Below are 26,341 nucleotides of genomic sequence, written 5' to 3'. Positions count from 1 at the left end.
CGATCGGGCCCCGTCGCCCCAGCAGCCCCACAGATGACATCGAAGTAGTCGAATATCGACATGGCGTGATTTCTCGGACTCGTCAAAACTCTGTCGCGGTCGCATGGCATGTCCTAGGGTGCGAATCGTTTACCGACCGGTCGGTGAACCCGCGTCGACGGCTTCCCCACAAGGGTTTACAGCCGCGACCAGGGCTTCCTCGTTGAGTCCCCGCTCATTAACGAGGACACCGCCCATCCGTCTTTCACCGAGGAAAAGGACAGGACTATGCGGAAGTCCCCCACGTTCCGAGTGCTGGGCGGCGGCGCCCTCGCGCTCGGCCTCGTCGCTGTAGGCACCACCATCGCCACCACATCCGGCGGCAGCGAGATCTCCCCGGTCTCCTCCGACAGCGCCGACAGTGCCGACACCGCCACCACCGCCGACGACCAGCTCACCGCGCTGCAGCGGGACCTGGACCTGAGCGCCACGGAGGCCACCCGCCTGCTCGACACGGAGGCCAAGGCCCGCAAGCTCGACAGCGAGCTGCGCAGGAACCTCGGTGACGACTTCGGCGGCAGCCGCTTCGACATCGACAGCGGCGACCTCACCGTCGCGGTGACCGACAAGGCCGCGGTCGACACCGTCGAGAAGGCCGGTGCCACGGCACAGGTCGTCACCTACGGCGAGAGCGGACTCGACAAGATCGTCGACGACCTCAACGAGGAGGGCGCCTCACTCTCCGAGGGCGTCACGGGCTGGTACCCCAGCGCGACCGACGACGCCGTGGTCATCACGGTCCTGAAGGGCAAGGAGGCCGCGGCCGAGAAGCTCATCGCGGACGCCGGGGTCGAGACCGGTGCGGTGACCGTCGAGGAGACCACCGACAAGCCGCGCACGTACGCCGACATCCTCGGCGGTGACGCCTACATCATCAACGGCAGCGGGCGCTGCTCCATCGGTTTCGCCGTCGAGGGCGGCTTCGCGACCGCCGGGCACTGCGGCGCCAAGGGCACACCGGTCGCCGCGCAGAGCGGGGGCGGCACCGGCACGGTCGCCGAGTCGCACTTCCCCGGGCGCGACATGGGCTACGTCCAAACCGACGCCGGCTGGACGCCGACCGGCTTCGTGAACGACCACAACGGCGGGACCGTCGCCGTCACCGGGTCCCAGGAGGCGCCCGAGGGGTCCTCGGTCTGCCGGTCGGGGTCGACCACCGGGTGGCACTGCGGCACCATCGGCGCCAAGAACCAGACCGTCGTCTATCCCGAGGGCCGGGTCGAAGGCCTGACGCAGACCGACGTCTGCGCCGAGCCGGGCGACTCCGGCGGCTCCTGGATCAGCGATGACCAGGCACAGGGCGTCACCTCCGGCGGATCGGGCAACTGCACGGCCGGCGGCGTCACCTACTTCCAGCCGCTGAACCCGATCCTGCAGGAGTGGAACCTCACCCTCAGCACGAGCTGAGCCCCGACTCCCGGGACCTCACCAGCGGAGGTACCGGGAACTCGCGCAGCCGAGTGTCCGCGGTTGCACGAGGCCGGTCGGCGCCCCCCACATGTCCATCCCCAGGCGCCGACCGGCACTCCCACCACCCATCCCCCTGATCCCTCAGCGCAGAGGGACGACGTCCGTGCGGGTCCCGTCCCCGGGGCATCGGCGCCCCCGGGCGGGCTCCCCATCCCCCACATCACGGAGCCGACAACATGCAAAAGTCCATAGTGTCCCTACGGAAATCACCGTTCCTGGCGGCCCTGAGCACCGGGGTCCTCGCGCTGGGCCTGACCGGGACCACGCCCGGAACCGCGACCGCCGATCAGAGCACGCCCGCCCCGTCCCGCCTCTCCGCCGGTCACCTCCAAGCACTCCAGCGAGACCTCGGTGTGGATCCCCAGGAGGCCGCGATGCTCTCGCAACAGACGGACGCGGCACGGACCCTGGAATCCCAGGCGCGCGCGGTCGCGGGTGACGCCTTCGGCGGCGCTGTCTTCGACATCGAGACCGGCGGCCTGACCGTCGCGGTGACCGACCGAAAGGCGGCCGACGCCGTCGACGACCTCGGCGCCACGACCGAACTGGTCGAGCGCAGCGAGGACGAGCTGACCGACGTCGTCACCAAGCTCAACGAAGCGGAGGACGCCGCCGACGCGAGCGTGACCGGCTGGTACCTGGACCCCAGGGCCAACGGGGTGGTCGTGACCGTGCTCGACGGCGGCCAGGCAGCGGCGGCGGACCTCATCGCCCAGGCGGGGGTGGACGCCGAGGCGGTAACGATCGACGAGGGGGCCGACCGGCCGCGCACCTTCGCCAACACCGCCACCGACATCCACGGCGGCAACCCGTACTACAACCCGCGCCCCGACCGCACCTACGTCTGCTCGGTCGGCTTCGGTGTCGAGGGCGGCTACGTCACCGCCGGGCATTGCGGCGAGCGCGGCAAAGGCGCGTTCCACAACGCCGGTCTCACGGTGCGGTACGGCAAGGTCGCGGACGCCGACTTCCCCGGAACCGACATGGGGTGGGTGAAGACCACCGGACGCTGGACCCCCACCCGTCGCGTGAACGACTACAACGGCGGGTCAGTGACGGTGGCGGGCGCGGAGGAGGCCCCGGTGGGCGCGGCGGTCTGCAGATCCGGCCAGACCACCGGCTGGCACTGCGGCACGATCCAGGCCAAGAACCAGACCGTGTATGTCCCCCACACCGTCCACGGCCTGACCCGCACCACCGTCTGCGCCGAACCCGGCGACTCGGGCGGCCCCTATCTGTCCGGCGACCAGGCCCAGGGCGTGACCTCGGGCGGGGCCGGTAACTGCACGAGCGGTGGGACCACGTTCTTCCAGCCGCTCCGACCGATCATCGAAAAGTACGACCTGACCCTGCTCACCTCCTGAGCGCGTCCGGAGCCACCCCACCCGCGCCAACCCACTGACCCTGTTCCGATCCCCCACGCCCGGACCCCGTGCGACCGTCCCGCACGGGGTCCGGTGCCGTCCGGGTGGCAGTCGGTTGCGCTGCGGCGCGCCCTCTCGGCGGAATTCACCCCCCTTTCGTCTCACATCCTGGAATGATGATCTCGCATTCCAGTCGAACGCCTTATCATCATCCGGACACAAGCTCAGATACGGGGAGGTAGGTCCGTCGTGGCCACGCAGACGTCAGGGGGCGAGCAGGAGGCCGAGTCCTCCGGACCGCCGGGAGCCCCACCCGCCAACCGCCGGGGCAAGGTGATCATCGCCAGCCTCGCGGGAACGTCCATCGAGTTCTACGACTTCTACATTTACGCGACCGCCGCCGTCCTGGTCTTCCCCCATCTCTTCTTCCCCACCGGGGACCCCGCCGCCGCGACTCTCCAGTCGCTCGCCACCTTCGGGATCGCGTTCGTCGCCCGGCCGGTCGGCTCCGCGCTCTTCGGCCACTTCGGCGACCGCATCGGCCGCAAGGCCACCCTGGTCGCCTCCCTGCTCACGATGGGCGTATCGACCGTCCTCATCGGCCTGATTCCGACCTACGCGCAGATCGGCGTGGCCGCACCGCTGCTGCTGGCGCTCTGCCGGTTCGGCCAGGGGCTGGGGCTGGGCGGCGAGTGGGGCGGTGCCGCGCTGCTCGCCACCGAGAACGCACCCCGGCGCAAGCGCGCGCTGTACGGCACGTTCCCGCAGCTGGGGGCGCCTATCGGGTTCTTCCTCGCCAACGGCGTGTTCCTCACCCTGGCGCAGAACATGAGCGACGCGGCCTTCCTGACCTGGGGATGGCGGGTGCCGTTCATCCTCTCCGCCGTCCTCATCATGATCGGGCTGTGGGTGCGGCTGACCCTCCACGAGAGCCCCGCGTTCGCCAAGGTGGTGGCGGACGGAACGCGGGCGCGCCGACCCGTCGTGCAGGTGTTCCGCACCAGCACCGCCGGGATCGTCCTGGGCACGCTGATCATGATCGCCACCTACGTGTTCTTCTACCTCATGACGGTGTTCTCGATGTCGTACGGCACCGGGCCCGGCGGCCCGGGCATCGAGCGCACCGACTTCCTGGTCATGCTGCTCATCGGCGTGGTGTTCTTCGGCCTGTTCACCCCGGTGGCCGGGCTGGTCGCCGACCGGTTCGGCCGGCGCCCCACCCTGATCGCCGCCACCATCGCCATCCTGCTGTTCGGCTTCGCGCTCGAACCGATGCTGAGCTCCGGGTCGACCCTCGTGGTGCAGATCTTCCTGATCATCGGCCTGTCCCTGATGGGCCTGACGTTCGGGCCGATGGGCGCGCTGCTGCCCGAGCTGTTCCCGACCAACGTCCGCTACAGCGGCGCCTCCATCTCCTACAACCTGGCCGGGTTGCTGGGAGCCTCGCTCGCGCCGTACGCGGCCACCAAGCTGGCGGCCGACTTCGGGCTGTGGGCGGTCGGCGGCTACGTCAGCGCGGCCGCCCTGGTCACCCTGATCGCGCTGGTCATCGCCCGTGAGACGCGGGACGACGCGCTGGAGGCCACCCCCGTTCGGGCGCGAGCGTAAGGAACGTCCGGGCGGGGTACCCGACCCGGGGTCACCCCGCCCGCCACCGCCCATAATCTGGGGACATGCGTCTTCCACTGGTCCCCGTGGCCGCCGTCCTGGATCTCCTCTGCGTCGTGGTGTTCGTCGTGATCGGGCGCGCCAGCCACGGCGAGGGCAACGCCCTGATCGGGATCCTCACCACGCTGTGGCCGTTCGCGTTCGCGCTCGTCGTCGGCTGGGCCGCCACCCTGGCCTGGCGGAACCCCCTGCGTATCCTGCCGGTCGGCGCGGGCGTGTGGGCGGTCACCGTGGGCGGGGCCTCCTGCTGCGGCTCGCCACCGGGGAGGGCGCTCCCCTGTCGTTCGCGATCGTCACCGCGCTGTTCCTCGCCGCGACCCTGCTCGGCTGGCGCACGATCGCGCGATTGGCGCGGGCGCGTTCCGCCGACACCGCCACTCCCTCCTGACCAGGACGGCCTCCATCGGGGAGCCGCCGGATGCGGCCATTGCCGGGGCACGCGTCCATCGCGTCGGCGGCGCATGCGAAAGTAGAGGGCCGTGGAAGCCCCTCGTTCCCGGACCCCCTAGGAGCACCCCCATGGCCGATCCGATCACCCTCGCCGTCGCCGCCGCCGTCGCGGGCAAGGTCACCGAAGCGCTGGACGACGGCGCCCGAGCGGTCCTGAAGAAGCTGCGCGCGGCACTGCGCGAGAGGTTCGGCAACGACCCCGAGGCCCGCCGCGCGCTGGAGGCAGCGCGGGACGACGACGGCGAGGACGCGATCCTGGTCGAGGAACTCGCCACGCACATGGACGGCGCGCAGCAGAGCGACGCGGACATCCGCGCCCTTGTCGAGGCGCTGCGCCCGCACTTCGACTCGGGCGGGGGCAACGTCACCAACACCATCACGGGCGACGTCGAAGGGATCGCCATCCAGGCCCGCGACGTCCACGGCGTGAACCTCAACCGCCCCTAGTCGGCGGGCCCGGAACGCGTGGGAGCGACCTAAGCTGGAGCGCGTGAAAGAGCAGGTCGCAACGTCTCCATCCGCCTCCACCGGCACCGACACCCCCGACATCGCGCCCCGGGTCGGCGTGGGGCCCTGGGAGGGCCCCTGGCCCGAGGGCGACCACTACGACCCCGAGCTGCTGGCCGAGGGCGACCGGCGCAACGTCGTGGACCGGTACCGCTACTGGCGGCGCGAGGCGATCATCGCCGACCTCGACACCCGCCGCCAGCCCTTCCACGTGGCGGTGGAGAACTGGGAGCACGACTTCAACATCGGGTCGGTCGTCCGCACCGCCAACGCCTTCGGCACCGAGGCCGTCCACATCGTCGGCCGCCGCCGCTGGAACCGGCGCGGCGCCATGGTCACCGACCGGTACCAGCACGTGCACCACCACCCCGACACCGCCTCGCTGGTGGCCTGGGCCGGGGAGCGCGGGCTGCCGCTGATCGGCATCGACAACCTCCCCGGGGCGGTCCCCCTGGAGACCTACCCCCTCCCCCGCGCCTGTGTCCTGGTGTTCGGCCAGGAGGGCCCGGGGCTGTCCGAGGACGTCCGCGCGGTGTGCCAGGCGGTGCTGTCCATCGCCCAGTTCGGGTCCACCCGCTCCATCAACGCGGGCGCGGCCGCCGCCGTCGCCATGCACGCCTGGATCCGGGCGCACGTCTTCGACCAGCACCTGTGACGTCGCCCCGCTGAGGCGTCGGGAACGCCTCCGGCCCCGTCCCCGAACACGAGAAGGGCCGCCCCCTTGGAAAAAGAGGCGGCCCTGTGCTGACGTGTCAGCCGACGATCTACAGCTCGCCGCTCGACAGCGCACCCAGCAGGTCGCGGTTGAGCTGGGAGATGGTGTCCAGCGGGATGCCCTTCGGGCAGACCGCGGCGCACTCGCCGATGTTGGTGCAGCCGCCGAAGTCCTCCTCGTCGTGCTGGTTCACCATCTTGACCACGCGGGCCGCCCGCTCGGGCTGGCCCTGCGGGACGCTGCCCAGGTGGGTGACCTTCGCGGCGGTGAACAGCATGCCCGAGGCGTTCGGGCAGGCGGCGACGCAGGCGCCGCAGCCGATGCAGGTGGCCGCGTCGAACGCGCGGTCCGCGTCGGCCTTGGGCACCGGGGCGGCGTGGGCGTCCGGGGCGGTACCGGTCGGGGCGCTGATGTAGCCGCCGGCCTGGATGACCCGGTCGAACGCGCCGCGGTCCACCACGAGGTCCTTGACCACGGGGAACGCCTTGGCCCGCCACGGCTCCACGGTGATGACATCGCCGTCGGAGAAGCTGCGCATGTGCAGCTGGCAGGTGGTGGTGTTCTCCGGACCGTGGGCGACGCCGTCGATCACGACACCGCAGGCACCGCAGATGCCCTCGCGGCAGTCGTGGTCGAAGGCCACCGGCTCGTCGCCCGCAAGCTGCAGCTTCTCGTTGAGGACGTCGAGCATCTCAAGGAAGGACATGTCGGGCGACACGTCCTCGACCTTGTAGGTGACCATCCGGCCCTCGTCGTCGCGGCCCTTCTGGCGCCAAACTCGCAGGGTGATGTTCACTTGTAGCTCCGCTGCTTCATCTCGACGTACTCGTACTCCAGCGCTTCCTTGTGCAGCACCGGCTGCTCGCCCTCGCCGCCGAACTCCCAGGCGGCGACGTAGGCGAACTCGTCGTCGTGCCGCAGCGCCTCGCCGTCCTCGGTCTGGCTCTCGCCGCGGAAGTGGCCGCCGCAGGACTCGCGGCGGTGCAGCGCGTCGATGCACATGAGCTCGCCGAGCTCCAGGAAGTCGGCCACCCGGCCGGCCTTCTCCAGGGCCTGGTTGAGCTCGTCGTTGGTGCCCAGGACCTTGACGTTGGTCCAGAACTCCCGGCGCAGCTCGCGGATCCGGTCGATGGCCTTGCGCAGGCCCTCGTCGGTCCGCTCCATGCCGCAGTACTCCCACATGATCTGGCCGAGCTCCTTGTGGAAGGAGTCCACGGTGCGCTCGCCCTGGATGGAGAGCAGCTTGTCGATGCGCTGGCGCACCGCGTCGGCCGCCTCCTTGGCCTGCGGGTGGTTCTCGTCGATCGACTCGAACGGGCCGGCCGCGAGGTAGTCGTTGATGGTGTTGGGCAGGACGAAGTAGCCGTCGGCCAGGCCCTGCATCAGCGCGCTCGCGCCCAGGCGGTTGGCGCCGTGGTCGGAGAAGTTGGCCTCACCGGTCACGAACAGGCCCGGGATGCTGCTCTGCAGGTCGTAGTCGACCCACAGCCCGCCCATGGTGTAGTGCACGGCCGGGTAGATGCGCATCGGAACCTCGTAGGGGTTCTCGCCGGTGATGCGCTGGTACATGTCGAAGAGGTTGCCGTACTTGGCCTCGACGGCCGGGCGGCCCATCCGCTTGATGGCGTCGGCGAAGTCCAGGTACACACCGAGACCGCCGGGGCCGACGCCGCGGCCCTCGTCGCACACGTTCTTGGCGGCGCGGGAGGCGATGTCACGCGGCACCAGGTTGCCGAAGGCGGGGTAGATCCGCTCCAGGTAGTAGTCGCGGTCCTCCTCCGGGATCTCCCGCGGGTCGCGCTTGTCGTCGCCGCGCTTGGGCACCCAGATGCGGCCGTCGTTGCGCAGCGACTCGCTCATCAGGGTGAGCTTGGACTGGTAGTCGCCGCTGACGGGGATGCACGTGGGGTGGATCTGCGTGTAGCAGGGGTTCGCGAACAGCGCGCCCTTGCGGTGGGCCCGCCAGGAGGCGGTCACGTTGCAGCCCATGGCGTTGGTCGACAGGTAGAAGACGTTGCCGTAGCCGCCGGAGGCGAGCACGACGGCGTCGGCGAAGTGCGTCTCGATCTCGCCGGTGACCATGTCGCGGGCGATGATGCCGCGCGCCTTGCCGTCGACGACGATGACCTCCAGCATCTCGTGCCGGGTGTTCATCTCGACGGTCCCGGCCGCGACCTGGCGCTCCAGCGCCTGGTAGGCGCCGATCAGCAGCTGCTGGCCGGTCTGGCCGCGGGCGTAGAACGTACGGGACACCTGCACGCCGCCGAAGGAGCGGTTGTCGAGCAGGCCGCCGTACTCGCGCGCGAAGGGCACGCCCTGCGCCACGCACTGGTCGATGATCTCGACGCTGACCTGCGACAGGCGGTAGACGTTGGACTCACGGGAGCGGAAGTCGCCGCCCTTGACGGTGTCGTAGAACAGCCGGTAGATGCTGTCGCCGTCGTTGCGGTAGTTCTTCGCCGCGTTGATGCCGCCCTGCGCCGCGATGCTGTGCGCGCGCCGCGGGCTGTCCTGGTAGCAGAAGGACTTGACGTGGTAGCCGGCCTCGCCGAGGGTCGCGGCGGCGGAGGCGCCTGCCAGCCCGGTGCCGACGATGATGACCGACAGCTTGCGGCGGTTGGCCGGGTTGACCAGCTTGGCCGAGAAGCGGCGCTTGTCCCAGCGCTCGGCGATGGGACCGGCGGGCGCCTTCTCGTCCTGGATCGGGTCGCCTTCGATGAAGAGCTCAGACATTTATCCCACCAGCCCGAAAGTCACGGAGAGCGGGGTGACCAGGAAGCCGATCGTCACGACCAGCGCGATCACCGTCGCGATGATGTTCAGCGCACGCTGCCGCGTCGCCCGGTTCGCCCCCAGCGTGGTGAGCGCGCTCCAGATGCCGTGCCGCAGGTGGAACCCGACCGCGATCACGGAGAGGCAGTAGAACAGGGTGACGTACCAGAACTCCGGCTGGAAGCCGTTGACCATGCGCACGTAGGGGCTGTCGGACGGCCCGCCCGGCGCGATGTCGTTGGTCGTCAGGTGCAGGATGTGGAAGATCGCGAAGAGCGCGATCAGCACGCCGCCCCAGCGCATCGTGTAGGACGCGTAGGTGCGCTGCAGCGCCTTCTTGTTCTGGTAGCGGGTCGGCCGGGCCTTCTTGGCGCGGGCCCACAGCGCGACCGCCGCGTAGGCGTGGATCAGGATGCTGGCCAGCAGGACCACCCGCATGATCCACAGGAAGCCCTCGTAGGGAAGCATCGGCTGGCCCAGCACGCGCAGGTGATGGGAATAGGAGTCGAAGGCCTCCTGGCCCGCGAACACGTTCAAGTTGCCGTACATGTGCGCAATCAGGAAGAGCACGAGGATCACGCCGGTGACCGCCATCGCGGATTTGAGGGCCACCGTGGATCTGAACGCCTCTGATCGCTGTTTGGTCAGGGTACTGTTCGCCACAGTGCGTCACTTTAATTCGCCCTTAACAGATACGTCTAAGTCATCGGACTGCTGGTGTCGATAGCCGTAAGCTATGAAGCATGCAGTTCCAGCAGCTGACGTACTTCCTCGCGGTCGCGGAGACACGCCATTTCACCCGCGCAGCCGAGCTTTGCCGCGTCGCACAGCCCAGCCTCAGCAAGCAGGTCCGCAACCTCGAAGAGGAGCTCGGGGCGTCGTTATTCAGTCGTGCCCGGGGAAATATCACACTCACGCTGGCCGGTGAGGCCCTGCTACCGCTTGCCCAGCGCATCGTCGCCGACGTAGAAACCGCCCGCCGGGAGGTGGGCGAACTGGCCGGGATGCGCCGGGGCCGGGTCCGGCTCGGCGCCACGCCCTCGCTGTGCGCCGGACTGATCGCCGACGTGCTCGCGGGGTTCCATACCCGGTTCCCCGGGGTGGAACTCCAGGTCGAGGAGGGCGGGTCGCGCGACCTGATCCGCGCCCTCGGCAAGGGCGAGCTCGACCTCGCGCTGATCATCCTGCCGCTGCACAGCAGCGACCCCGCGTTCGTGACCACGCCGATCCTCCGCGAGAACCTCGTGGTGGTCAGCCCGACCAGTCGGCCCTCGCCCAACGGGTGCGCGTCCATGCGCATCACCGAGCTGCGCGACCGGCCCCTGGTGATGTTCCGCCGCGGCTACGACGTGCGCGAGGCCACCCTGCACGCGTGCCGCGCCGCGGGCTTCGAGCCGCAGCTGGCGGTGGAGGGCGGCGAGATGGACGCCGTGCTCCGCTTCGTCGAGGCCGGACTGGGCATCGCGGTCGTGCCGAGCATGGCCCTGAAGAACCGCCCCGGCCTGCGCGGCACCCCGCTGGCCCGGCCCCGCCTGCTGCGCACCATCGCGCTGGCCCACCGCAAGGACGTGGAGCCGCAGCGCGCGGCCAAGGCGTTCCACCGCCACATGATGCACCACCTGCGCGGGCTCACTCCCGAGGAGCTCGGCGACGACCTGGAGGTCATAACCGAACGGGGGCCCGAGTAGGGCGTCGGCGGCGCGACACCGAATAGGACGGGGATCACACCGCGAATCGGTGCGATGCGCCCACCGAATTCACCATGGGCGGATAAATTCGACAAAGGGCAGTGCGATGACGCCGCTATTCACACCAGCCCCTCGCGCCCCAATAACACCAAAGGCGACAGCAGGAGCTTTTCGGGACAAATCCCGATTTTCATTACAAAACACGCCAACCCCGCGAACGGGAGTGGCATTTTTCACATTCGTTTCGGGTGAATTTCTTGCTGAATCCGTGATGGCGCGGGCTTAACGTTGCTTCCCATACGCATCCGCACTGCCTTATCAGTGGCTGAGGGCGACCGGTCTACTCCGAACCCGTGATTTCCTCCGGCCGGCTCTCCGCCCGAGATGGAGAACGCAGGGAATGACAGCGACACTTCCCCCGCCGGAAAGCTCCGGCGCCACGCGTGCCCGCCTTCCGATTCGGACACTGCGCACGGACCGATGGTGGCTCGGCCCGGTGCTGACCGTCGCGGGGCTGACCGCCTTCCTCGTGTACGGCCTGCTCCGGGCCTTCCAACAAGACCACTACTGGGTGCCGGAGTACCACTACCTCACACCGTTCTACTCCCCCTGCCTATCGGCGTCCTGCGAGCCGGGATCGGCACTCTTCGGGACCTTTCCATGGGCGTTCCCGTGGTTCATCCCCTATGCGGTGATCAGCCTGCCGCTGCTCCTGGCGTTCCGATTCACCTGCTACTACTACCGGAAGGCCTACTACCGCGCCTTCTGGCAGTCGCCCACCGCGTGCGCCGTGCGCGAGCCGCACGGCCGCTACACCGGCGAGACGCGATTTCCGCTGCTCGGGCAGAACCTGCACCGCTATTTCTTCTACGCGGCGTTCCTGATATCGCTCATCAACACCTATGACGCCACGAACGCGCTCCTGCACGGCGAGAACGGCGGATTCGGCATCGGGATCGGAAACATCGTCCTGTTCGGCAATGTGATCCTGCTCTGGGCCTACACCCTGAGCTGCCACTCCTGCCGGCACGTCTTCGGCGGGCGACTGAAGAGTTTCGGCGACCGACCGTTCCGCTACTGGATGTGGACGCAGATCTCCCGGCTGAATACGCGGCACATGCTGTTCGCCTGGATCACGCTGGGAACGCTGGTGATAACGGACCTCTACGTCGCGCTGGTCGCCGGAGGAGTCATCACCGACCTGCGGATCTTCAACTAAGGACCGTGGGGCCGCCCATGGCCCCGTTCCCCGACCGCGGATACGGCGGCGACCTGGACCCAATCCTCCGCAGCACCGCATCTCCGCGGCGCCAACGCGACCGGTCCCGCGCCGGATGTATCGACGCAACCGAAAGTCAGGCAGATGTCCGAGATCAAACGGCACACTTACGACGTGGTGGTGATCGGCGCCGGAGGCGCCGGCCTCCGCGCCGCCATCGAAGCACGTGAGCAGGGCAAGAAGACCGCCATCATCTCCAAGTCCCTGTTCGGCAAGGCGCACACCGTCATGGCCGAGGGCGGGGCGGCGGCCGCGCTCGGCAACGTCAACCCCGGCGACAACTGGCAGGTGCACTTCCGCGACACCATGCGGGGCGGCAAGTTCCTGAACAACCCCCGCATGGCCGAGCTGCACGCCCGCGAAGCCCCCGAGCGCATCCTGGAGCTGGAGTACTGGGGGGCGCTCTTCGACCGCACCGCCGACGGCCGGATCAGCCAGCGCAACTTCGGCGGCCACGAGTACGCCCGGCTCGCCCACGTCGGCGACCGAACCGGCCTGGAGATGATCCGCACGCTGCAGCAGCGCGTGGTCCAGCTGCAGCAGGCCGACGCCGCCGAACTGGGCGACCCCGAGGCGATGCTGAAGGTGTTCGCCGAGACCACCGTCACCGATCTGATCAAGGACGGCGAGCGGCTGTCCGGGGCGCTGGGCTACATCCGGGAGACCGGGGAGCTCGTGCTGTTCGAGACCCCGGCCGTGGTGCTGGCCACCGGCGGCATCGGCAAGTCCTTCAAGGTCACCTCCAACTCCTGGGAGTACACCGGCGACGGCCACGCCCTGGCGCTGCGCTGCGGGGCGAGCCTCGTCAACATGGAGTTCGTGCAGTTCCACCCCACGGGGATGGTCTGGCCGCCCTCCGTCAAGGGCATCCTGGTCACCGAGTCCGTCCGGGGCGACGGCGGGGTGCTGCGCAACGCCGAGAACGAGCGGTTCATGTTCCGCTACGTGCCCGACGTGTTCCGCTCGCAGTACGCCGAGACCGAGGCGGAGGCCGACGGCTGGTACTCCGACCCCGAGAACCACCGGCGGCCCCCGGAGCTGCTGCCCCGCGACGAGGTGGCGCGCGCCATCAACACCGAGGTCAAGGAGGGGCGGGGCTCCCCGCACGGCGGCGTCTTCCTGGACATCGCCAGCCGCCTGCCGGCCGACCAGATCATGCGCAAGCTGCCGTCGATGCACCACCAGTTCAAGGAGCTGGCCGACGTCGACATCACCGCCGAACCCATGGAGGTCGGCCCGACCTGCCACTACGTGATGGGCGGCGTGGAGGTCGACGCCGCGACCGGCGCGGCGCTGGTGCCAGGGCTGTTCGCGGCCGGAGAGGTCGCCGGCGGCATGCACGGCTCCAACCGGCTGGGCGGCAACTCCCTGTCCGACCTGCTGGTCTTCGGCCGCCGGGCCGGTCTGGGCGCGGCCGAGTACGTCACCGAGCTGGACGGCGAGCGCCCGCCCGTCGACCCCGAACAGGCGGAGCGCGCCGCGGAGCAGGTGCTGGCGCCGCTGGAGCGCGAGGACGGCGAGAACCCCTACGCCCTCCACTCCGAACTCCAGCAGACCATGAACACCCTGGTCGGCATCATCCGCCGGGGGCCCGAGATCGAGCAGGCCCTGGACGCGCTGCACAAGCTCGGCGACCGCGTGGCGCGCGTCGGCGCCGAGGGCGGCTCGGTCTACAACCCCGGGTGGCACCTGGCCCTGGACCTGCGGAGCATGCTGCTGGTCGCGGAGGCCATCGCGCGGGCGGCGCTGGAACGCGAGGAGTCGCGCGGCGGGCACACCCGCGACGACTTCCCGGGGATGTCACCGGAGTGGCGCCGGATCAACCTGATCGAGTCGCTGACCAAGGACGGGCGGGTGCGCCTGCGCCGCCAGCGGGTCGACGCGCTCCGGCCGGACCTGTTGGAGCTCTTCGACCGCGAGGAGCTGGCCAAGTACTTCACCGACGACGAACTGCCCGCGGTACCGGCGGCGGCAGTTCCGGAGCCGACGGCGGCTCCGGGAGCGGAGTCGGGCACCGCGAAGGAGGACGACCAGGGATGACCACCGAGACGACCGGCAAGGGCACCACGCGGACGTTCCGCGTCTGGCGCGGCGGTGGCGACGGAGAGCTCACCACCTACGAGGTCGAGGTCAACGAGGGCGAAGTCGTCCTCGACGTGCTGCACCGGCTGCAGGCGACCCAGACGCCGGACCTGGCGGTCCGGTGGAACTGCAAGGCGGGCAAGTGCGGCTCGTGCTCGATGGAGATCAACGGGCGGCCGCGGCTGTCCTGTATGGCGCGGATGAGCACGTTCGCACCCGACGAGACGGTCACGGTCATGCCGATGCGGACCTTTCCCGTCATCCGCGACCTGGTGTGCGACGTCTCGTACAACTACGCCAAGGCCCGCGAGATCCCCTCGTTCACCCCGGACCCGGCGACCGCGCCGGGCGACTTCCGGATGGGCCAGGAGGATGTGCAGCGCTCGCAGGAGTTCCGCAAGTGCATCGAGTGCTTCCTGTGCCAGAACGTGTGCCACGTGATCCGCGACCACGAGGAGAACAAGGAGAACTTCTCCGGCCCGCGCTTCCTGATGCGGGTCTCTGAGCTGGAGATGCACCCGGAGGACACCGCCGACCGCCGGATGATCTCCCAGGACGAGTTCGGCCTGGGCTACTGCAACATCACCAAGTGCTGCACGGAGGTCTGCCCCGAGAACATCCAGATCACCGACAACGCGCTGATCCCGATGAAGGAGCGGGTCGCGGGGCGTCGCTACGACCCGCTGGTCTGGCTCGGCTCCAAGATCGGCCTGCGGAAGGGGGCCGACACACCCATGGCCCCCAACACCCGCAAGCCGTCGTCGGCGCCGGAGCAGTAGCCGGGGCAGTGCGGGATCCGGCCACCGGGCCCCTGGTGGCCGGATCCGTCAGGGGTCCAGGGGGACGGCGGCGAGGAGATCGTGTCCGTCGTGCGCCCGGACCCGCGGCGGCCCGGTGTCCAGGGCGTCCAGCAGGCGGCAGGCGTAGGCGGGCGACATACGTCCCGCGACCTCGTCGGGCGTCAGCCATTCGACGGCGGTCGTCTCCTCGGAGAGGCGCAGTTCGCGGGTTTTCGGTACGCATCGGAAGACCAGGGCGACGATGCCCTGCTTGATGTTCTTGTAGACACCGGTCAATGTATCGACATGGACGCTCAGTCCGGTCTCCTCGAAGATTTCGCGGCGTACCCCGGCCTCGATGTCCTCATCGAGTTCGAGCACGCCGCCCGGAGGTTCCCAGTGCCCGTTGTCAGCTCGCTGAATGGCGAGGATTCGGCCGTCCGTATCGACGATCGCGCCCGCGACTGAAACCGAGTGCATAGGCGTGGAACCACCTTGTAATGTCTGATTGCTCTTCTACAGGAGAGGCCGCGGCAAGGAAGCAGGTGTCGAGTTGGACAAGTCGACCACGACCGACGGTGGCCGACCGCGCTACCTGCGCATCGCCCAGGATCTGAAGCTGCAGATCCACACGGGCGCGCTGCCCGCCGGCGCGCGGGTTCCCAGCGAGTCCGAACTGATCCGACGCTACGGCGTCGCCCAGGGAACGGTCCGCAAGGCCGTGACCGAGCTGCGCGCGATCGGTCTGGTCGAGACGCACCACGGCAAGGGGACGTTCGTCCGGAGCCGTCCGCCGGTGCGGCGCAAGTCCTCCGACCGGTTCCGCCGATCGCACCGGGCCGCGGGCATGGCCGCCTACCTGGCCGAATCCGACCAGGCCGGGGTCGAGGCCGAGGTCAGGGTCAGCTTCGTCGGGTCGCTCGACGCACCGGAGGACATCGCCCGTCGGCTGTGCCTGCCACCCGGCAAGAAGGTCCTCGCGCGCCGCCGCCTCTATCTGAGCGACGGCACCCCCACCGAGGAGGCGACCTCCTACATTCCGTGGGACATCGCCAAGGAGACGCCGGAGCTGTTCGCCGAGAACCCCGGGCCCGGCGGCATCTACGCCCGGCTCGAAGAGCGCGGGCACCACCTCGCCGAGTACGTCGAGGAGATCTCCGTCCGCATCGCGACCAAGGAGGAGACCTCGGCCCTCTCCATGGGCACGGGGTCGCCGGTCATCCAGCTCATTCGGGAGGCCGTGGACAAGAGCGGTCGCACCGTGGAGGTATGTGACACGATCATGTCCGCTGGTCAATTTGTCCTCGAGTATCGCATTTCTGCCGACGAATGAGCGACCGACACGCCCAGTTCTCCGAAACCGCTTGACTCTCCACGGCGGAGTCGAGCACCCTTATATCATCACTCCTGTATATGAGTGAAGAAGTTGCATATCAGCTTCTCTCGGGGGTCCTCATGTCGGTCGTGTCGTCCGCCCCGTCGTTCCATTCGGTCCGGTGGGAACCGCGTATTTATCCCGGGGACCCCGCCCACGCCTTTCAGGTACGCGCGGATATCCGCCATGACCTGCGAGGATTTCCCGACGACCTGATCTGGACCATGCAGCTGTGCTGCTCCGAGCTGTACGCCAACGCGGTGCTCCACACCGTTTCTGGTGCGCCGGACGGAGAAGTGTCGCGCCGCCTCTGGCTGCACCGGCCCGACACGCTGCGGCTGGAAGTGGCCGACGGCGGCTGGACCACGAGCCGTCCCACCCTCCCCCACGACCGCGACGACGCCGCGTGGATGACCGCCGAAGGACAGCGCGGCCTCCTCCTGGTCAACGCCTTCGCGATCGACTGGGGCTACTACCAGGTGCTCCCCTACTCCCGCCTCAACCTCGGGCTCGGTGTCTGGGCCGATTTCCGCATCGACCCCGATGACGTGCCCCGGGGGCTGGAGCACTTCATCTTCACGGGCTGAGCGTCGCCCCGCCCGCGCACGGCCACCGGGCCGCCCTGTGGAGGGGCCAGGGCGGTCCGGTCCCCCAGCGACCCCGGCTCAGCGTGTCGGCTCGTTCAGCCGCGGCGGCCTCCAGTCGAAGCCCTCGTCCAACGTGCGGAGGAACCCGCCCGGCGCAAGGCGCGCGAACACGCTGACCAGGGCGTTGCGCCCGGCCGCCAGCACGCGCGACTCCGAGGACAGGAATCCGCCGATGCGGCCGGAGCGCTGCACAATCCGGTCGGTGCGGGGCAGCCGTTGGCGCGTGTACTCGGCCAGCCCGGCGCCGATGTCGGCCGAGGTGGCCACCAGGTGCGCCAGGGTCACGCCGTCCTCGATCGCCTGGCAGGCCCCCTGCCCCATGTTGGGCGCCATCGCGTGCGCGGCATCGCCCAGCAGCGCCACCCGCCCGGAGTGGAACGCCGGCAGCGGCGTGCGCAGCCACCACACATCGTTGCGAATGACGTGCTCCGCCGTGGCGATGACCTGGGGGATCGGGTCGTGCCAGGCCCCGAACCGGCGCAGCAGCCCAGCCCGCTCGTCCTCCTCGCTTTGACCGGGCTCGCCGTTGTCGGTGAAGTAGGCGTAGACGCCCCCGTCGGCCAGCGGGTACACCCCCGCCACCGTGCCCACGCCCCAGCTCTCGGTCCCCAGCACCGCGCCCTCGGGCATCGGGGCGATAACCCACCAGCAGGGGTAGGCGAAGACCGGCCCGGGGTGCGCCGGGAACAGTGCGTGCCGCACCCGCGAGTTGACGCCGTCGGCCGCCACGACGAGGTCCGCCTCGACCTCCTCCCCCGCCTCGGTGCGCACCCGCGCCGGGCGCCGCGCGTCGCCGGGGTCAACCTCCGCGGCCGCGGTGGAGGTGCGCAGGACACCGTCCGGGAGGCGCCGCAGCAGCACGTCGATCACTTCCGCGCGGCGCAGGATGACGATGATGTCGCCGAACCGCTCCATCACGGCGTCCATGTCGGTGCGGACCAGCCAGCGGCCGTCCCACCGCCGGAAGCCGCCGGTCTGCGCCGCCGACCGCGCGCGGATGGCGTCGCCGTCGCCGAGCAGGTCGAGTCCGCGCAGCGCGTTCGGTCCGATGCCGATGCCGGAACCCACCGGCCCCACCACGGGCGCGCGCTCCAGGACGGTCACGTCCCAACCGGCGTCCACGAGTGCGCGCGCGGCGGTCAGCCCGCCGATCCCGGCCCCGATGACCACGGCCCGTCGTCGTCCCACCATGCCGCTCTCCTTTCCCGGCGACCACGCCGCCGACGTGGCTCTACATTTGTAGTAACGGCAATCTACACCTGTAGAGACGATCTAGGATTCGAGGGTGCCGGAATCAAGCAGCCAGCGCGTGGACCTCATCGCACGCACCGCCGTCCACCTCATCGCCTCCCGGGGCCTGCGGGGGCTCACCCACCGCGCGGTGGACGAGGCGGCGGGGCTCCCGCCCGGGTCGACCTCCTACCACGCCCGCACCCGCGCGCGGCTGATCGAGATCGCCCTCCTCCACCTCGCCGACGAGGGGGCCGCGCTCACGGACCCGGTGGCGCTCGGCGTCCCGGCGTCCCTCACGAGCGGCGGACTCGACACGATGGCCCGGCTCATCGCCGACTATCTGCACACCACGATCCACGAGGACACCGAGCGCAGCCTCGCCCGCTTCGAGCTGGCGCTGGAGGCCAACCGTCGCCCGGAGCTGCGTGCGGTCTACGACGGACTCGGCCGCCGGTTCCAGACCCTGGCCACCGCCGTCCTCCGCGGCCTCGGCTCACCCGACCCGCAACGCCACGCCCGGGCGCTCATCGCCTGGTCCGAGGGGATGGTCTTCGACTCGCTGGCGGGCTCCGGCGCCGCCCGTCCGCCGTCCCACGACGAGCTCCGCACCGATGCCGCGGAATTCCTCCGGGCCCTCCTCGCCCCCGCCGACACCTCGGTGGCCGACGGCACGCGCTGACGCCCGCGCCGTTCGACGGCAGGCAGGCGGCGGCCTCACATCCCCGCGGGCGGCTGCCAGTCGTCGATGGGGCGGGTGTAGCGGGCCAGGAGAGTGGGGGCGAGGCGGCCGACGACGCCCGCGGCGGTGTCGCGGAGGGTGGTGACCACGGGGGAGTCGTTCTGCACGGCCTCGGCCAGCTGCGCGGATCTCTGCACCAGCGCGCTGGTGCGGGACAGCCGGGCGTCGGTGTAGGAGCGCAGCGCCGTCGGAAGATAGGCGACGGACCCGTCGATGTGGTGGGCCAGCACGACCGCGTCCTCGATCGCCTGGCAGGCGCCCTGCACCAGGTTGGGCGTCATGGCGTGCGCGGCATCGCCGAGCAGCGCGACCCGCCCCTTGTGCAGGGCCGGCAGCGGGGTGTCGATATGCCAGACATCCATGCGCGTGACCGCCTCGGGCCGGGCGGCTTCGAACAGCTCGGCCAGCGGCGGGTGCCAGTCGTCCATGCGCCGGATGAGCTCGGACCTCTCGTCCTGGGCACTCCCACCGGCGGGGACGTTGCCGGTGGCGTAGCAGTAGACCTCGTCGCCGCTCAGCGGGAGGACACCGGCGACGCCGCCCTTTCCCCAGCTCTCGCCGTACTCCAGCGGGTAGTCCGGCGGCCGGGGCACGATGGCGCGCCAGCAGGTGAACCCCGCGTACACCGCGCCGGGGTGCTCCAGGAACAGTTCGGGACGCACGGTCGAGCGGGCACCGTCGGCCACCACCACGAGGTCGGCACTCAGCTCCCCGACGTCCGTCAGCACCCGCGCCGGGCGCCGGGTGTCGCCGGGTTCGACGTTGGTGACCGTGGTGGCGGTGTGCAGCACCGAGCCGGGCAGCCGCTCCAGCAGGACGTCGGCGAGGTCGACATTGCGGAGCACGCACACCGCGTCGCCGAAGCGCCGACGCGTCTCCTCCACCCCGGTGCGCAGGATCCACCGGCCGTCCTTGCGCCGGATCGAGGCGACGTCGTGGACGGCGGAGCGCTTGCGGACATCGTCGCCCGCGCTGAGCGCGTCGAGGGCGCGCAGCCCGTTGGGGGGCAGGGCCAGCCCGACATCGGGCGGGTCGAAGACCGGTGCCCGTTCGCACACGGTCACGGCCCATCCGCGGCGGTCGAGGGCAAGGGCGGCGGTCAACCCGCCGATACCACCACCGACGATGACGGCGTGCGGCTCTGCCATGAAGTCGTCCTTCTTCGGACACGCATAGGGGCGACCCCCGGGGCGGGAATCCGCGGGCCTTTGCTCCCTCAGGCTAGGGCTGCCGTCCGAGGAATGCCATGAGTTGCCGGGTTTTCGTCGCATCTGGCCCAAGCTGGACTTCCGGCCCGAACAGCGCACCCCGCAATTCGGGCCGCAGGAACCCGCGGGCGAACGCGTAGGCCTCGTCCACCAGCGGCTCGGGAACGGTCTCGTCCTGACCGGTCGCGCGCGCGATGTCCCAGCCGTGCGCCGTGACGTCGCCGACCACCACCCCGGCGACGTCGCGCGCGCAGTCTCCGGAGAAGGCTCCGGTGAGTTCGCGGTCCCAGATACCCGGGTCGGCGAAGACCGTGCGTGCCCGGGCCGCCGCCGCGGCGAAGGCGGCCTCCGGGGCGCCGCTGATCGGTGTGGCGGCCGTGGCCTCCGGATCGAGGGAGGCCCTGTCGATCCCCTCGCCCGCCAGGCCGCGGCCCATCAGGTCCAGGGCGTTGATCATGTGGTTGAGCACCTGTCCCAGATTCCACTCGGTGCAGGGGGTGGAGGCCGTCAGCGGAACATCGCCGATGCCCCTGATCTTCCCGGCCGTGAAGTCGAGCGCGCTGTACACCGTGTTTTCGGAGACCATGGCCACCCCAATCGATCACACGTACGAAGTGCGCCCACAGTACGCCAGCGACCGCCCCGCCGCACCCCCTGATCTCCGCCCGTCCACAGCGTCGATGCCACCCTTGGCCCGCACCGCGGACCGCCGTAGGTTGCGGGGAGTCCGCCGATTTTCCCGGGGAAAGGACCCGCCCATGGCGCCGCTCTCCCGCCGCTCCGGCCCGTCGTCGTTCGGCCGCGCACTCCTTCCGCTGATCCAGCGGATGGCGGCGAGCGCCCTGTTCGCCCGGATCGCACCCCGGGTCCTGCCCCGGCTCGACCGCTTCCTCGCCCGCCGCACCGGGGGCCGGGTGCAGATCGCGCGCTGGGCGGTCCCCAGCCTGATGCTGACCACGACCGGGCAGAAGAGCGGCGAGCCCCGCCCCACCCCCGTGGCCTGCCTCCCCGAGCGGGAGACCGGCGCCTTCCTCGTCGTCGGCAGCAACTTCGGCCGCGAGAAACATCCCGCCTGGACCGGGAACCTCCTCACGACACCCGAGGCCGTGGTCAATTACAAGGGCCGGGAGATCCCTGTGACCGGCGTCCTGCTCTCCGCCGAGGAGAAGGCCGACGTCTGGGGGAAGCTCAACGCGATGTGGCCCTACGACTCCTATGCCACGCGGGCCGGGCGCGAGCCCCGGGTGTTCCGGCTCGTGCCCCGGCGGCCACCGGGGCGGTGACCCCTGCGCCCCGGTGGCCAGGGTGTTCGGCGAGTGCCGTCCCGCTCGCGTCCACCGGGACTGACGCCGGACGGCTCCGGCCGAACACGTTCTGCCGCCGCTCAGCCGGGCGTGCCGACCGCGACGCAGGCGCCGTCCGCCTTGTCGCATTCGGCGTCCGGCAGGGCGAAGGCGGTCGCGCCCGACGGTGTGGCCGCGATCGGGAAGGGCCAGGTGCCCTGCCCCGCTGTGGTCCCCTCGGCCGCCGAGAGCACCACCTTCTCCGCGCCGTCCGGCCGTGCCCCGAACAGCATCCCGCCGAGCAGGCTCCGAGGCGCGTAGTCGGCCGCGGCGTCCCGCCACAGCTCCTCGCCCGTCTCCCCGTCGTAGGCGGCGACGAAGCCGTCCGCGTCGGCCACCGACGTCGCGACCAGGACCCCCGTCACAGGGTCGGCGAGGGCGCGCGGTTCGGAGATCTCGTCCGGGAGCACCGCCAGCGTCGTCCCGGTGCGCAGGTCGTTCACGGTGGTGACGGAGCGGTCTCCACCGCCCCTCGGTGTCCAGGACAGGAGGACCTGTGCGCCATCGCCCTCCACGGCCCGCGCGTAGTCGACCTCGCCTCCCCGGGCTCCCTTCGGCGGGTGCAGGTCGCTACCGCTCCACAGGTCCCGGTCGGCCACGGTGTCGCGCGCCCGGAGCTCACCGCCCTCCTCGGCCAGGAGCACCCCGTTGTGCTCGTGGTCGATCACCACGCCGTCGGTCTCATCGGCCGCGACCGACCCGTCGGCGGGCGAGAGCGCCACCTTGGCTCCGGCGTCGTCGCTGACCACGGTGCCGGGCATGTCCCCGAACACCAGCCCGGGTCCGATCACCGCCCCCGGTACGTCCACAGGTCCCCACAGCCGCTCGCCGGTCACCGCGTCGTAGCCGCTGGCCTCGGTCGCCGGGTCGGCGCCGTTTCGCACCGGATCGAAGTCGTTGTCCAGCAGCACGACGATGTCACGGCCGTCCGTGCGCGAGACCGTGAAGCTGGTGCAGGAGGGGTTGACGGAGCGGCTCCACCGGGAGGTGCCGTCGGCGTCGGTGAGGACGAAGGTCAGTTCGGGGTCCTCCTCTGTGGGCAGGACGGTTCCGATGAACCCCTCGCCGACGGCCGTGGGTGGGCCGTCCACGGGCAGCTGCGCGAGCGCGTCGGCGTCGAGCGGCGGCGGGACGCCCCGGCGGTCGACGCCGCTGAGCTTCTCCGCGGGATCGCCGAGCGGCGTGACCTCTTCGGCCGGCCCGGCGGCCTGCTCCTCCCCCGATTCCCCGCCGCCTGCCGTGCAGGACGACAGCGCGACGAGGGCCGCGCACCCGGCGGCGCCGAGAGCCGTGGCCCGTGCCCGCCGATGGTGCCGCGTCATCGGGCGGACTCCTGCTCCGACGCCGCAGCGGACGTGTCCTCGTCGGTGGTCCGGGGTGCCCGCCGTTCGCGGTACCACCGCCAGGCGCCCGCGCCGACCAGCGCGAGCCCCACCGCGCCGAACAGCACCAGGTCGGCCCCGGATCCGCTGAGCCGGGCGAGCCAGTCCTGCGCACGGTAGCCGAGGTCCTCGAAGAGCGCGCCGCCGAAGAGGGACGCCGTGCCGTCGTAGCGGAGGAACAGCGCGCCGATGAGGATGAACAGCAGGCCGGAGGCGGTGCTGGTGGTGTGCAGCCGGACCGGGCCGAGTTGCACGAGTCGGCCGCGCAGCCACCCCTTGCGGCCCAGGTCGAAGCGGTCCCACAGCAGTGCCAGGACGAACAGGGGGAGCGCCATGCCCAGCGCGTAGACGGCCAGGAGCAGGGCACCACGCACCGCACCGCCGGTGGCGGCGACCGTGAGGACGGCGCCGAGGATCGGGCCGGAGCAGAAGCCCGCGAGTCCGTAGACCGCGCCGAGCGCGAACACCGACACGGCGTCCGTTCGCCCGGAGAAGCGGCCTTCCAGGCGCTCCAAGAACCCGAGGGAGATCCCGAGCCCGACGATCTGGGCGACGCCGAAGGCGATGATCAGCCATCCGGCGATGGTGATGAGCAGGTCGCGCTGGCCGTAGAAGAGCTGGCTGACCGCCGAGGATCCGGCCCCCAGGGGCACCAGCGTCACGCACAGGCCGACGTAGAACAGGGCGGTCCGGGCGAGGAGCCGCCGGGGGCTGCGGAAAGCGTAGCCGAAGAACGAGGGCAGGAGCAGCGCGCTGCAGGGGCTCAGCAGGGCGAGAACGCCGCCCGCGAGCGCCGCCGCGAAGCCGATGTCGGTCACTTGTCCCCCTTCTTCGCGTCGGCGAGGGCGGTGTCGATGGCCTGGTTGAACACCGGCAGCGGCTGAGCGCCCATCACGGGCTGCCCGTTGACCAGGAACGCGGGGGTGCCGTTGACGCCGATCCCGACGCCCTCGTCGAAGTCGCGCTGCACGGCCTGGGCGGTCTCGTCGCTCTCGCGGTCCTCGTCGAAGCGCTTCTTGTCCAGGCCGATGTCGTCGGCGATCGCGTCGAGCTCGTTCTGGAGCGCCTCGCCCTCGAACTTCTCGTCCTTGCCGTAGTAGGCGTCGTGGAACTCCCAGAACTTGCCCTGGGCACCGGCGGCGTGCGCGGCCCGCGCGGCGGTCGTGGAGTCGTCGCTGAGGTAGGGGAACTCGCGCCATTCGATGCGCAGCTGGCCGTCGTCGACGTAGTGCATCAGCTCGGGCTGGATCTCCCGGACCCAGCGCCCGCAGAACGGGCAGTTGTAGTCCGAGTAGGCGATGAGGACGACCGGCGCGTCGGTGTCGCCCAGTGCCATGGGGTCGTCGGCGTCGCGGCGCGCCAGTTCTTCGCCCATCGCGCGGATGTCGGAGGAGACCGGGGCGGACTGCGGCGCGGCTTGGTCGTCGGCCTCGCTGCCGGAGGCGACGATGGCGTATCCCGCGATCGCCACCAGGATCGCGGCACCGATGAGGAACGGCGCCCACGGGGTCCACCGCCCGGTTTTCCTTGTTGAGCTGGGCATACGTCGCTCCTCCATCACACGGGACGTTTTTCTATCGCGCATAGTAGTATTTCTACGCAGCATAGAAGAACCATCCCGGCGCGCGGCCCGGGGACGGGACACCACCGGAGAAAAGAAAGAGGGATCACATGCGGGAGTGGGGCGCACGCAGATGGTGGGCGGCGGCCATCGGGGCCGCGGCGACCGCGGCACTCCTGGGGGTCATGACCGCACTGATCCCCAACCCGCTGTTCAGCCGCATGATCGCGCCGGAGTGGTGGAACTACCCCGTCTGGATCGCGTCCGCCCTCCTCAGCGGGCTCCTGCTGGCCACCTACGTTACCCCCCGTGGTGAGGGCGGCACCGCCGCCACAGCCGAGCGCGGCACCCGCACCTCCCTGGGCGGCGGGCTGCTGTCCTGGTTCGCGATCGGGTGCCCTGTCTGCAATAAATTGGTACTGCTCGCGGTCGGCGCGTCAGGCGCCCTGACCTGGTTCGCTCCCCTGCAGCCGCTGCTCGCCGCCGCGGGACTGGTACTGCTCGGCTGGGCCCTGCGCACCCGGCTGCGCACCGCCGCGTCCTGCCCGTCCCCTACGCGAAAGGCCTGACATGGGTGAATTCGGCCCTCTGGAACGGGCCGTGATGGACGTCGTCTGGGACGCCGCAGAACCGGTCACGGTCCGCACCGTCACCGAGGCGCTGGAGCACCGCGGCCTGGCCTACACGACGATCTCCACCGTGCTGCAGAAGCTCTACGACAAGGGGTGGCTGCGGCGCGAGCGGATCGGCCGGGTGTGGTTCTACCGGGCGGCGGTCGGCCGCACCGACTACGCGGCGCGGGTCATGCACGAGGCGCTGCACGAGAGCGGCGGCACCCGCACCACACTGCTGCGCTTCGTGGACGCGATGAGCGACGAGGAGGCGCGGATGCTGCGCGACCTGCTGGCCGAGGAAGGCGAGGAGAGCCGCACGGACAGCGGGGAGGACCGCGACGTCGGTCGCGGCGGAGACCGACCGTGACCCCGGCCGTCGCCCTGCTGCTCACGGCCTGCTACACGCTCCTGCTCGGTCTGGCCGGCCCGCACCTGCTGTCCCGGCTGCACCGCGCCGCCACGCGCGCGCCCGGCGTCGGACTGCACGCGGTGACGGCGCTGGCCACCTCCTGGGGCGCCGCCGTCGTCTCGGCCGGCCTGTTACTGCTCGTCCAGGTGACCGGCGGCGTCGGCCTGGCCGCCCTGATCGAGCTGTGCGTCGCGACGGTCTGCGCGGTGTTCGGCAGCCCCGCCGAGCCGAACCTCCCGGCCCTCATCGCGCTCGCCGTCCCCGCGGCCGCACTGGGGCGTCTGGGCTGGTACGCGCTGACCCGCGGATACCGGGGATGGCGGTGGAGCGCGCGGCACCGGGCCATGCTGGGCACGGTCGGGCGCCGCCGCAGACTGCAGGGCACCCGCGTGTGGCTGCTACCCACCGATCAGACCTCCGCCTACTGCGTGGGCGGCCCCGGGGCGCGCGTCGTGCTCACCCAGGGGGCGCTGGACACCCTGGACGCCGACGAACTCGCCGCCGTCATCGCGCACGAACGCGCCCACCTGCGCGGACGCCACCATCTCCTGCTCGGCTGGCTCCGCACCCTCGACGCCGCCTTCCCTGGTGTCCCGCTGCTGCGGAGGGCCGCGCCGCTCGCCGCCGAGCTGGCGGAGTGGGCCGCCGACGACCAGGCCGCGCGCGGTCGCGACCGCCGCGTGGTCGCGCGGGCGATCGCCGCTATGGCCCGGCCCGGGAACGGCCGCCCTCGCCGCCGGCGGCGGTGTCGTGGTCGAACGCGTCCGCCGCCTGCTCCGCCCCGCCCGGGCGGGTCCACACGACCCGCGCGCTCATCGCCGCCGTCACGGCGATCGCGCTCACGACGGCCGCCGGGGTGCTCCTCGCCCGATCTCCGCCACCACGTTCGGGTTGAGCTGCGGCCTGTTCTGACGTGATCGGGCGGGCGAGCCCGCGCTCGGCGGCGGCCCAGCACAGCGAAAAGGCCCACCGGGGGTCGTCCCCCGGCGGGCCTTCGACGAACATCCCCCGCCCCGG

At 70.7% G+C, this 26,341-nt stretch carries 26 protein-coding genes and 1 pseudogene; 17 read left to right on the top strand and 10 right to left on the bottom strand.

Annotated features, from left to right (window positions below; genetic code table 11):
- Positions 1–267 precede the first annotated feature (267 nt).
- The 6 genes and pseudogenes from CDO52_RS07610 (at position 268) to CDO52_RS07585 (ending at position 6,153) form a co-directional block, all read left to right on the top strand.
- A complete protein-coding gene (locus tag CDO52_RS07610) occupies positions 268–1,446 on the top strand; it encodes a S1 family peptidase (RefSeq protein ID WP_017620102.1) in 1,179 nt (392 codons plus the stop codon).
- A 239-nt stretch (positions 1,447–1,685) separates the two neighbouring features.
- Complete coding sequence (locus tag CDO52_RS07605; protein ID WP_033301087.1) at positions 1,686–2,873, top strand: S1 family peptidase; 1,188 nt, start codon at positions 1,686–1,688, stop codon at positions 2,871–2,873.
- A 249-nt stretch (positions 2,874–3,122) separates the two neighbouring features.
- The gene (locus tag CDO52_RS07600; RefSeq protein WP_017620100.1) at positions 3,123–4,481 is read left to right on the top strand and encodes an MFS transporter; all 1,359 of its coding nucleotides are present in this window, start codon (positions 3,123–3,125) and stop codon (positions 4,479–4,481) included.
- A 65-nt stretch (positions 4,482–4,546) separates the two neighbouring features.
- A pseudogene (locus CDO52_RS07595) lies at positions 4,547–4,929 on the top strand (DUF3054 domain-containing protein).
- Positions 4,930–5,060: 131 nt separating this feature from the next.
- Positions 5,061–5,438 carry a hypothetical protein gene (locus tag CDO52_RS07590; RefSeq protein WP_017620098.1) on the top strand — a complete coding sequence of 126 codons (378 nt, stop codon included), beginning with the start codon at positions 5,061–5,063 and terminating at the stop codon, positions 5,436–5,438.
- 43 nt (positions 5,439–5,481) lie between these two features.
- Positions 5,482–6,153, top strand: coding sequence for a TrmH family RNA methyltransferase (locus tag CDO52_RS07585; RefSeq protein WP_017620097.1), 672 nt, complete (start codon positions 5,482–5,484; stop codon positions 6,151–6,153).
- 109 nt (positions 6,154–6,262) lie between these two features.
- Here CDO52_RS07585 and CDO52_RS07580 read toward each other — a convergent pair whose 3' ends face one another.
- From CDO52_RS07580 to CDO52_RS07570, 3 genes are read right to left on the bottom strand one after another with little or no spacing between them, the layout of a single operon-like run.
- On the bottom strand, positions 6,263–7,009 hold the full coding sequence (locus CDO52_RS07580) for a succinate dehydrogenase/fumarate reductase iron-sulfur subunit (protein ID WP_017620096.1): 747 nt from the start codon (positions 7,007–7,009) through the stop codon (positions 6,263–6,265).
- Complete coding sequence (locus CDO52_RS07575) at positions 7,006–8,946, bottom strand: fumarate reductase/succinate dehydrogenase flavoprotein subunit (protein ID WP_017620095.1); 1,941 nt, start codon at positions 8,944–8,946, stop codon at positions 7,006–7,008. The genes CDO52_RS07580 and CDO52_RS07575 overlap by 4 nt, the downstream gene beginning before the upstream one ends.
- Positions 8,947–9,648: a succinate dehydrogenase cytochrome b subunit gene (locus CDO52_RS07570; RefSeq protein ID WP_083919985.1), complete on the bottom strand. Its 702-nt coding sequence runs from the start codon at positions 9,646–9,648 to the stop codon at positions 8,947–8,949.
- Between the two features lie 80 nt (positions 9,649–9,728).
- On the opposite strand from CDO52_RS07570, the gene CDO52_RS07565 reads away from it, so the two are divergent.
- From CDO52_RS07565 to CDO52_RS07550, 4 genes are all read left to right on the top strand, one after another.
- Positions 9,729–10,673 (top strand): LysR family transcriptional regulator, encoded by a 945-nt coding sequence (locus CDO52_RS07565; RefSeq protein ID WP_017620093.1) that lies wholly within the window; start codon positions 9,729–9,731, stop codon positions 10,671–10,673.
- Between the two features lie 400 nt (positions 10,674–11,073).
- Positions 11,074–11,892 (top strand): hypothetical protein, encoded by an 819-nt coding sequence (locus CDO52_RS07560; protein ID WP_017620092.1) that lies wholly within the window; start codon positions 11,074–11,076, stop codon positions 11,890–11,892.
- Positions 11,893–12,036: 144 nt separating this feature from the next.
- Entirely contained in the window at positions 12,037–13,992 is a 1,956-nt protein-coding gene (locus CDO52_RS07555) for a fumarate reductase/succinate dehydrogenase flavoprotein subunit (RefSeq protein WP_017620091.1), read from the top strand.
- A complete protein-coding gene (locus tag CDO52_RS07550; protein ID WP_017620090.1) occupies positions 13,989–14,813 on the top strand; it encodes a succinate dehydrogenase/fumarate reductase iron-sulfur subunit in 825 nt (274 codons plus the stop codon). The genes CDO52_RS07555 and CDO52_RS07550 overlap by 4 nt, the downstream gene beginning before the upstream one ends.
- Positions 14,814–14,861: 48 nt before the next feature.
- Here CDO52_RS07550 and CDO52_RS07545 read toward each other — a convergent pair whose 3' ends face one another.
- Positions 14,862–15,293, bottom strand: a complete 432-nt coding sequence (locus tag CDO52_RS07545; protein WP_017620089.1) for an NUDIX hydrolase — start codon at positions 15,291–15,293, stop codon at positions 14,862–14,864.
- Positions 15,294–15,366: 73 nt separating this feature from the next.
- Between CDO52_RS07545 and CDO52_RS07540 the strand changes: the two genes are divergently transcribed.
- Entirely contained in the window at positions 15,367–16,146 is a 780-nt protein-coding gene (locus tag CDO52_RS07540) for a GntR family transcriptional regulator (protein ID WP_017620088.1), read from the top strand.
- 80 nt (positions 16,147–16,226) lie between these two features.
- Positions 16,227–16,775, top strand: a complete 549-nt coding sequence (locus tag CDO52_RS07535) for an ATP-binding protein (protein ID WP_232524406.1) — start codon at positions 16,227–16,229, stop codon at positions 16,773–16,775.
- A gap of 78 nt (positions 16,776–16,853) precedes the next feature.
- Here CDO52_RS07535 and CDO52_RS07530 read toward each other — a convergent pair whose 3' ends face one another.
- On the bottom strand, positions 16,854–18,026 hold the full coding sequence (locus CDO52_RS07530; protein WP_198345836.1) for an FAD-dependent monooxygenase: 1,173 nt from the start codon (positions 18,024–18,026) through the stop codon (positions 16,854–16,856).
- Between the two features lie 94 nt (positions 18,027–18,120).
- Here CDO52_RS07530 and CDO52_RS07525 point away from each other — a divergent pair, with 94 nt between their 5' ends.
- On the top strand, positions 18,121–18,747 hold the full coding sequence (locus tag CDO52_RS07525; protein ID WP_033301081.1) for a TetR/AcrR family transcriptional regulator: 627 nt from the start codon (positions 18,121–18,123) through the stop codon (positions 18,745–18,747).
- A 35-nt stretch (positions 18,748–18,782) separates the two neighbouring features.
- On the opposite strand, the gene CDO52_RS07520 is transcribed toward CDO52_RS07525, so the two are convergent.
- Positions 18,783–19,955, bottom strand: a complete 1,173-nt coding sequence (locus CDO52_RS07520) for an FAD-dependent oxidoreductase (RefSeq protein ID WP_017620084.1) — start codon at positions 19,953–19,955, stop codon at positions 18,783–18,785.
- 73 nt (positions 19,956–20,028) lie between these two features.
- Positions 20,029–20,601 carry a TIGR03086 family metal-binding protein gene (locus CDO52_RS07515; RefSeq protein ID WP_017620083.1) on the bottom strand — a complete coding sequence of 191 codons (573 nt, stop codon included), beginning with the start codon at positions 20,599–20,601 and terminating at the stop codon, positions 20,029–20,031.
- Positions 20,602–20,773: 172 nt separating this feature from the next.
- Between CDO52_RS07515 and CDO52_RS07510 the strand changes: the two genes are divergently transcribed.
- Positions 20,774–21,298, top strand: coding sequence for a nitroreductase/quinone reductase family protein (locus CDO52_RS07510; protein ID WP_094932279.1), 525 nt, complete (start codon positions 20,774–20,776; stop codon positions 21,296–21,298).
- Between the two features lie 101 nt (positions 21,299–21,399).
- Here CDO52_RS07510 and CDO52_RS07505 read toward each other — a convergent pair whose 3' ends face one another.
- Genes CDO52_RS07505 through CDO52_RS07495 form a run of 3 tightly spaced genes read right to left on the bottom strand, consistent with a single transcriptional unit; the run spans position 21,400 to position 24,283 of the window.
- Positions 21,400–22,680, bottom strand: coding sequence for a hypothetical protein (locus tag CDO52_RS07505; protein ID WP_017620081.1), 1,281 nt, complete (start codon positions 22,678–22,680; stop codon positions 21,400–21,402).
- Positions 22,677–23,558, bottom strand: coding sequence for a cytochrome c biogenesis CcdA family protein (locus CDO52_RS07500; RefSeq protein WP_017620080.1), 882 nt, complete (start codon positions 23,556–23,558; stop codon positions 22,677–22,679). Before CDO52_RS07500 ends, CDO52_RS07505 begins: the two co-directional genes overlap by 4 nt.
- Positions 23,555–24,283: a DsbA family protein gene (locus CDO52_RS07495; protein WP_017620079.1), complete on the bottom strand. Its 729-nt coding sequence runs from the start codon at positions 24,281–24,283 to the stop codon at positions 23,555–23,557. Before CDO52_RS07495 ends, CDO52_RS07500 begins: the two co-directional genes overlap by 4 nt.
- Before the next feature lie 128 nt (positions 24,284–24,411).
- Here CDO52_RS07495 and CDO52_RS07490 point away from each other — a divergent pair, with 128 nt between their 5' ends.
- From CDO52_RS07490 to CDO52_RS07480, 3 genes are read left to right on the top strand one after another with little or no spacing between them, the layout of a single operon-like run.
- Positions 24,412–24,870 (top strand): hypothetical protein, encoded by a 459-nt coding sequence (locus tag CDO52_RS07490; protein ID WP_017620078.1) that lies wholly within the window; start codon positions 24,412–24,414, stop codon positions 24,868–24,870.
- A gap of 1 nt (position 24,871) precedes the next feature.
- The gene (locus CDO52_RS07485; RefSeq protein WP_017620077.1) at positions 24,872–25,282 is read left to right on the top strand and encodes a BlaI/MecI/CopY family transcriptional regulator; all 411 of its coding nucleotides are present in this window, start codon (positions 24,872–24,874) and stop codon (positions 25,280–25,282) included.
- Entirely contained in the window at positions 25,279–26,241 is a 963-nt protein-coding gene (locus CDO52_RS07480) for a M56 family metallopeptidase (RefSeq protein ID WP_094932278.1), read from the top strand. The genes CDO52_RS07485 and CDO52_RS07480 overlap by 4 nt, the downstream gene beginning before the upstream one ends.
- Positions 26,242–26,341 lie beyond the last annotated feature (100 nt).

It is taken from the genome of Nocardiopsis gilva YIM 90087 (genome assembly GCF_002263495.1).
Taxonomy (GTDB): Bacteria; Actinomycetota; Actinomycetes; order Streptosporangiales; family Streptosporangiaceae; genus Nocardiopsis_C; species Nocardiopsis_C gilva.
The sequence above is the reverse complement of the archived record's forward strand: the minus strand, read 5'-3'. Positions and strand labels throughout refer to the sequence as shown.

What these genes read in the sequence shown, in the direction of transcription:
- CDO52_RS07610 (WP_017620102.1), top strand. Translation starts at nt 268, where the DNA reads ATGCGGAAGTCCCCCACGTTCCGAGTGCTGGGCGGCGGCGCCCTCGCG.
- CDO52_RS07605 (WP_033301087.1), top strand. Translation starts at nt 1,686, where the DNA reads ATGCAAAAGTCCATAGTGTCCCTACGGAAATCACCGTTCCTGGCGGCC.
- CDO52_RS07590 (WP_017620098.1), top strand. Translation starts at nt 5,061, where the DNA reads ATGGCCGATCCGATCACCCTCGCCGTCGCCGCCGCCGTCGCGGGCAAG.
- CDO52_RS07575 (WP_017620095.1), bottom strand. Translation starts at nt 8,946, where the DNA reads ATGTCTGAGCTCTTCATCGAAGGCGACCCGATCCAGGACGAGAAGGCG.
- CDO52_RS07565 (WP_017620093.1), top strand. Translation starts at nt 9,729, where the DNA reads ATGCAGTTCCAGCAGCTGACGTACTTCCTCGCGGTCGCGGAGACACGC.
- CDO52_RS07560 (WP_017620092.1), top strand. Translation starts at nt 11,074, where the DNA reads ATGACAGCGACACTTCCCCCGCCGGAAAGCTCCGGCGCCACGCGTGCC.
- CDO52_RS07555 (WP_017620091.1), top strand. Translation starts at nt 12,037, where the DNA reads ATGTCCGAGATCAAACGGCACACTTACGACGTGGTGGTGATCGGCGCC.
- CDO52_RS07550 (WP_017620090.1), top strand. Translation starts at nt 13,989, where the DNA reads ATGACCACCGAGACGACCGGCAAGGGCACCACGCGGACGTTCCGCGTC.
- CDO52_RS07545 (WP_017620089.1), bottom strand. Translation starts at nt 15,293, where the DNA reads ATGCACTCGGTTTCAGTCGCGGGCGCGATCGTCGATACGGACGGCCGA.
- CDO52_RS07535 (WP_232524406.1), top strand. Translation starts at nt 16,227, where the DNA reads ATGAGTGAAGAAGTTGCATATCAGCTTCTCTCGGGGGTCCTCATGTCG.
- CDO52_RS07530 (WP_198345836.1), bottom strand. Translation starts at nt 18,026, where the DNA reads ATGGTGGGACGACGACGGGCCGTGGTCATCGGGGCCGGGATCGGCGGG.
- CDO52_RS07520 (WP_017620084.1), bottom strand. Translation starts at nt 19,955, where the DNA reads ATGGCAGAGCCGCACGCCGTCATCGTCGGTGGTGGTATCGGCGGGTTG.
- CDO52_RS07515 (WP_017620083.1), bottom strand. Translation starts at nt 20,601, where the DNA reads ATGGTCTCCGAAAACACGGTGTACAGCGCGCTCGACTTCACGGCCGGG.
- CDO52_RS07510 (WP_094932279.1), top strand. Translation starts at nt 20,774, where the DNA reads ATGGCGCCGCTCTCCCGCCGCTCCGGCCCGTCGTCGTTCGGCCGCGCA.
- CDO52_RS07505 (WP_017620081.1), bottom strand. Translation starts at nt 22,680, where the DNA reads ATGACGCGGCACCATCGGCGGGCACGGGCCACGGCTCTCGGCGCCGCC.
- CDO52_RS07495 (WP_017620079.1), bottom strand. Translation starts at nt 24,283, where the DNA reads ATGCCCAGCTCAACAAGGAAAACCGGGCGGTGGACCCCGTGGGCGCCG.
- CDO52_RS07490 (WP_017620078.1), top strand. Translation starts at nt 24,412, where the DNA reads ATGCGGGAGTGGGGCGCACGCAGATGGTGGGCGGCGGCCATCGGGGCC.
- CDO52_RS07485 (WP_017620077.1), top strand. Translation starts at nt 24,872, where the DNA reads ATGGGTGAATTCGGCCCTCTGGAACGGGCCGTGATGGACGTCGTCTGG.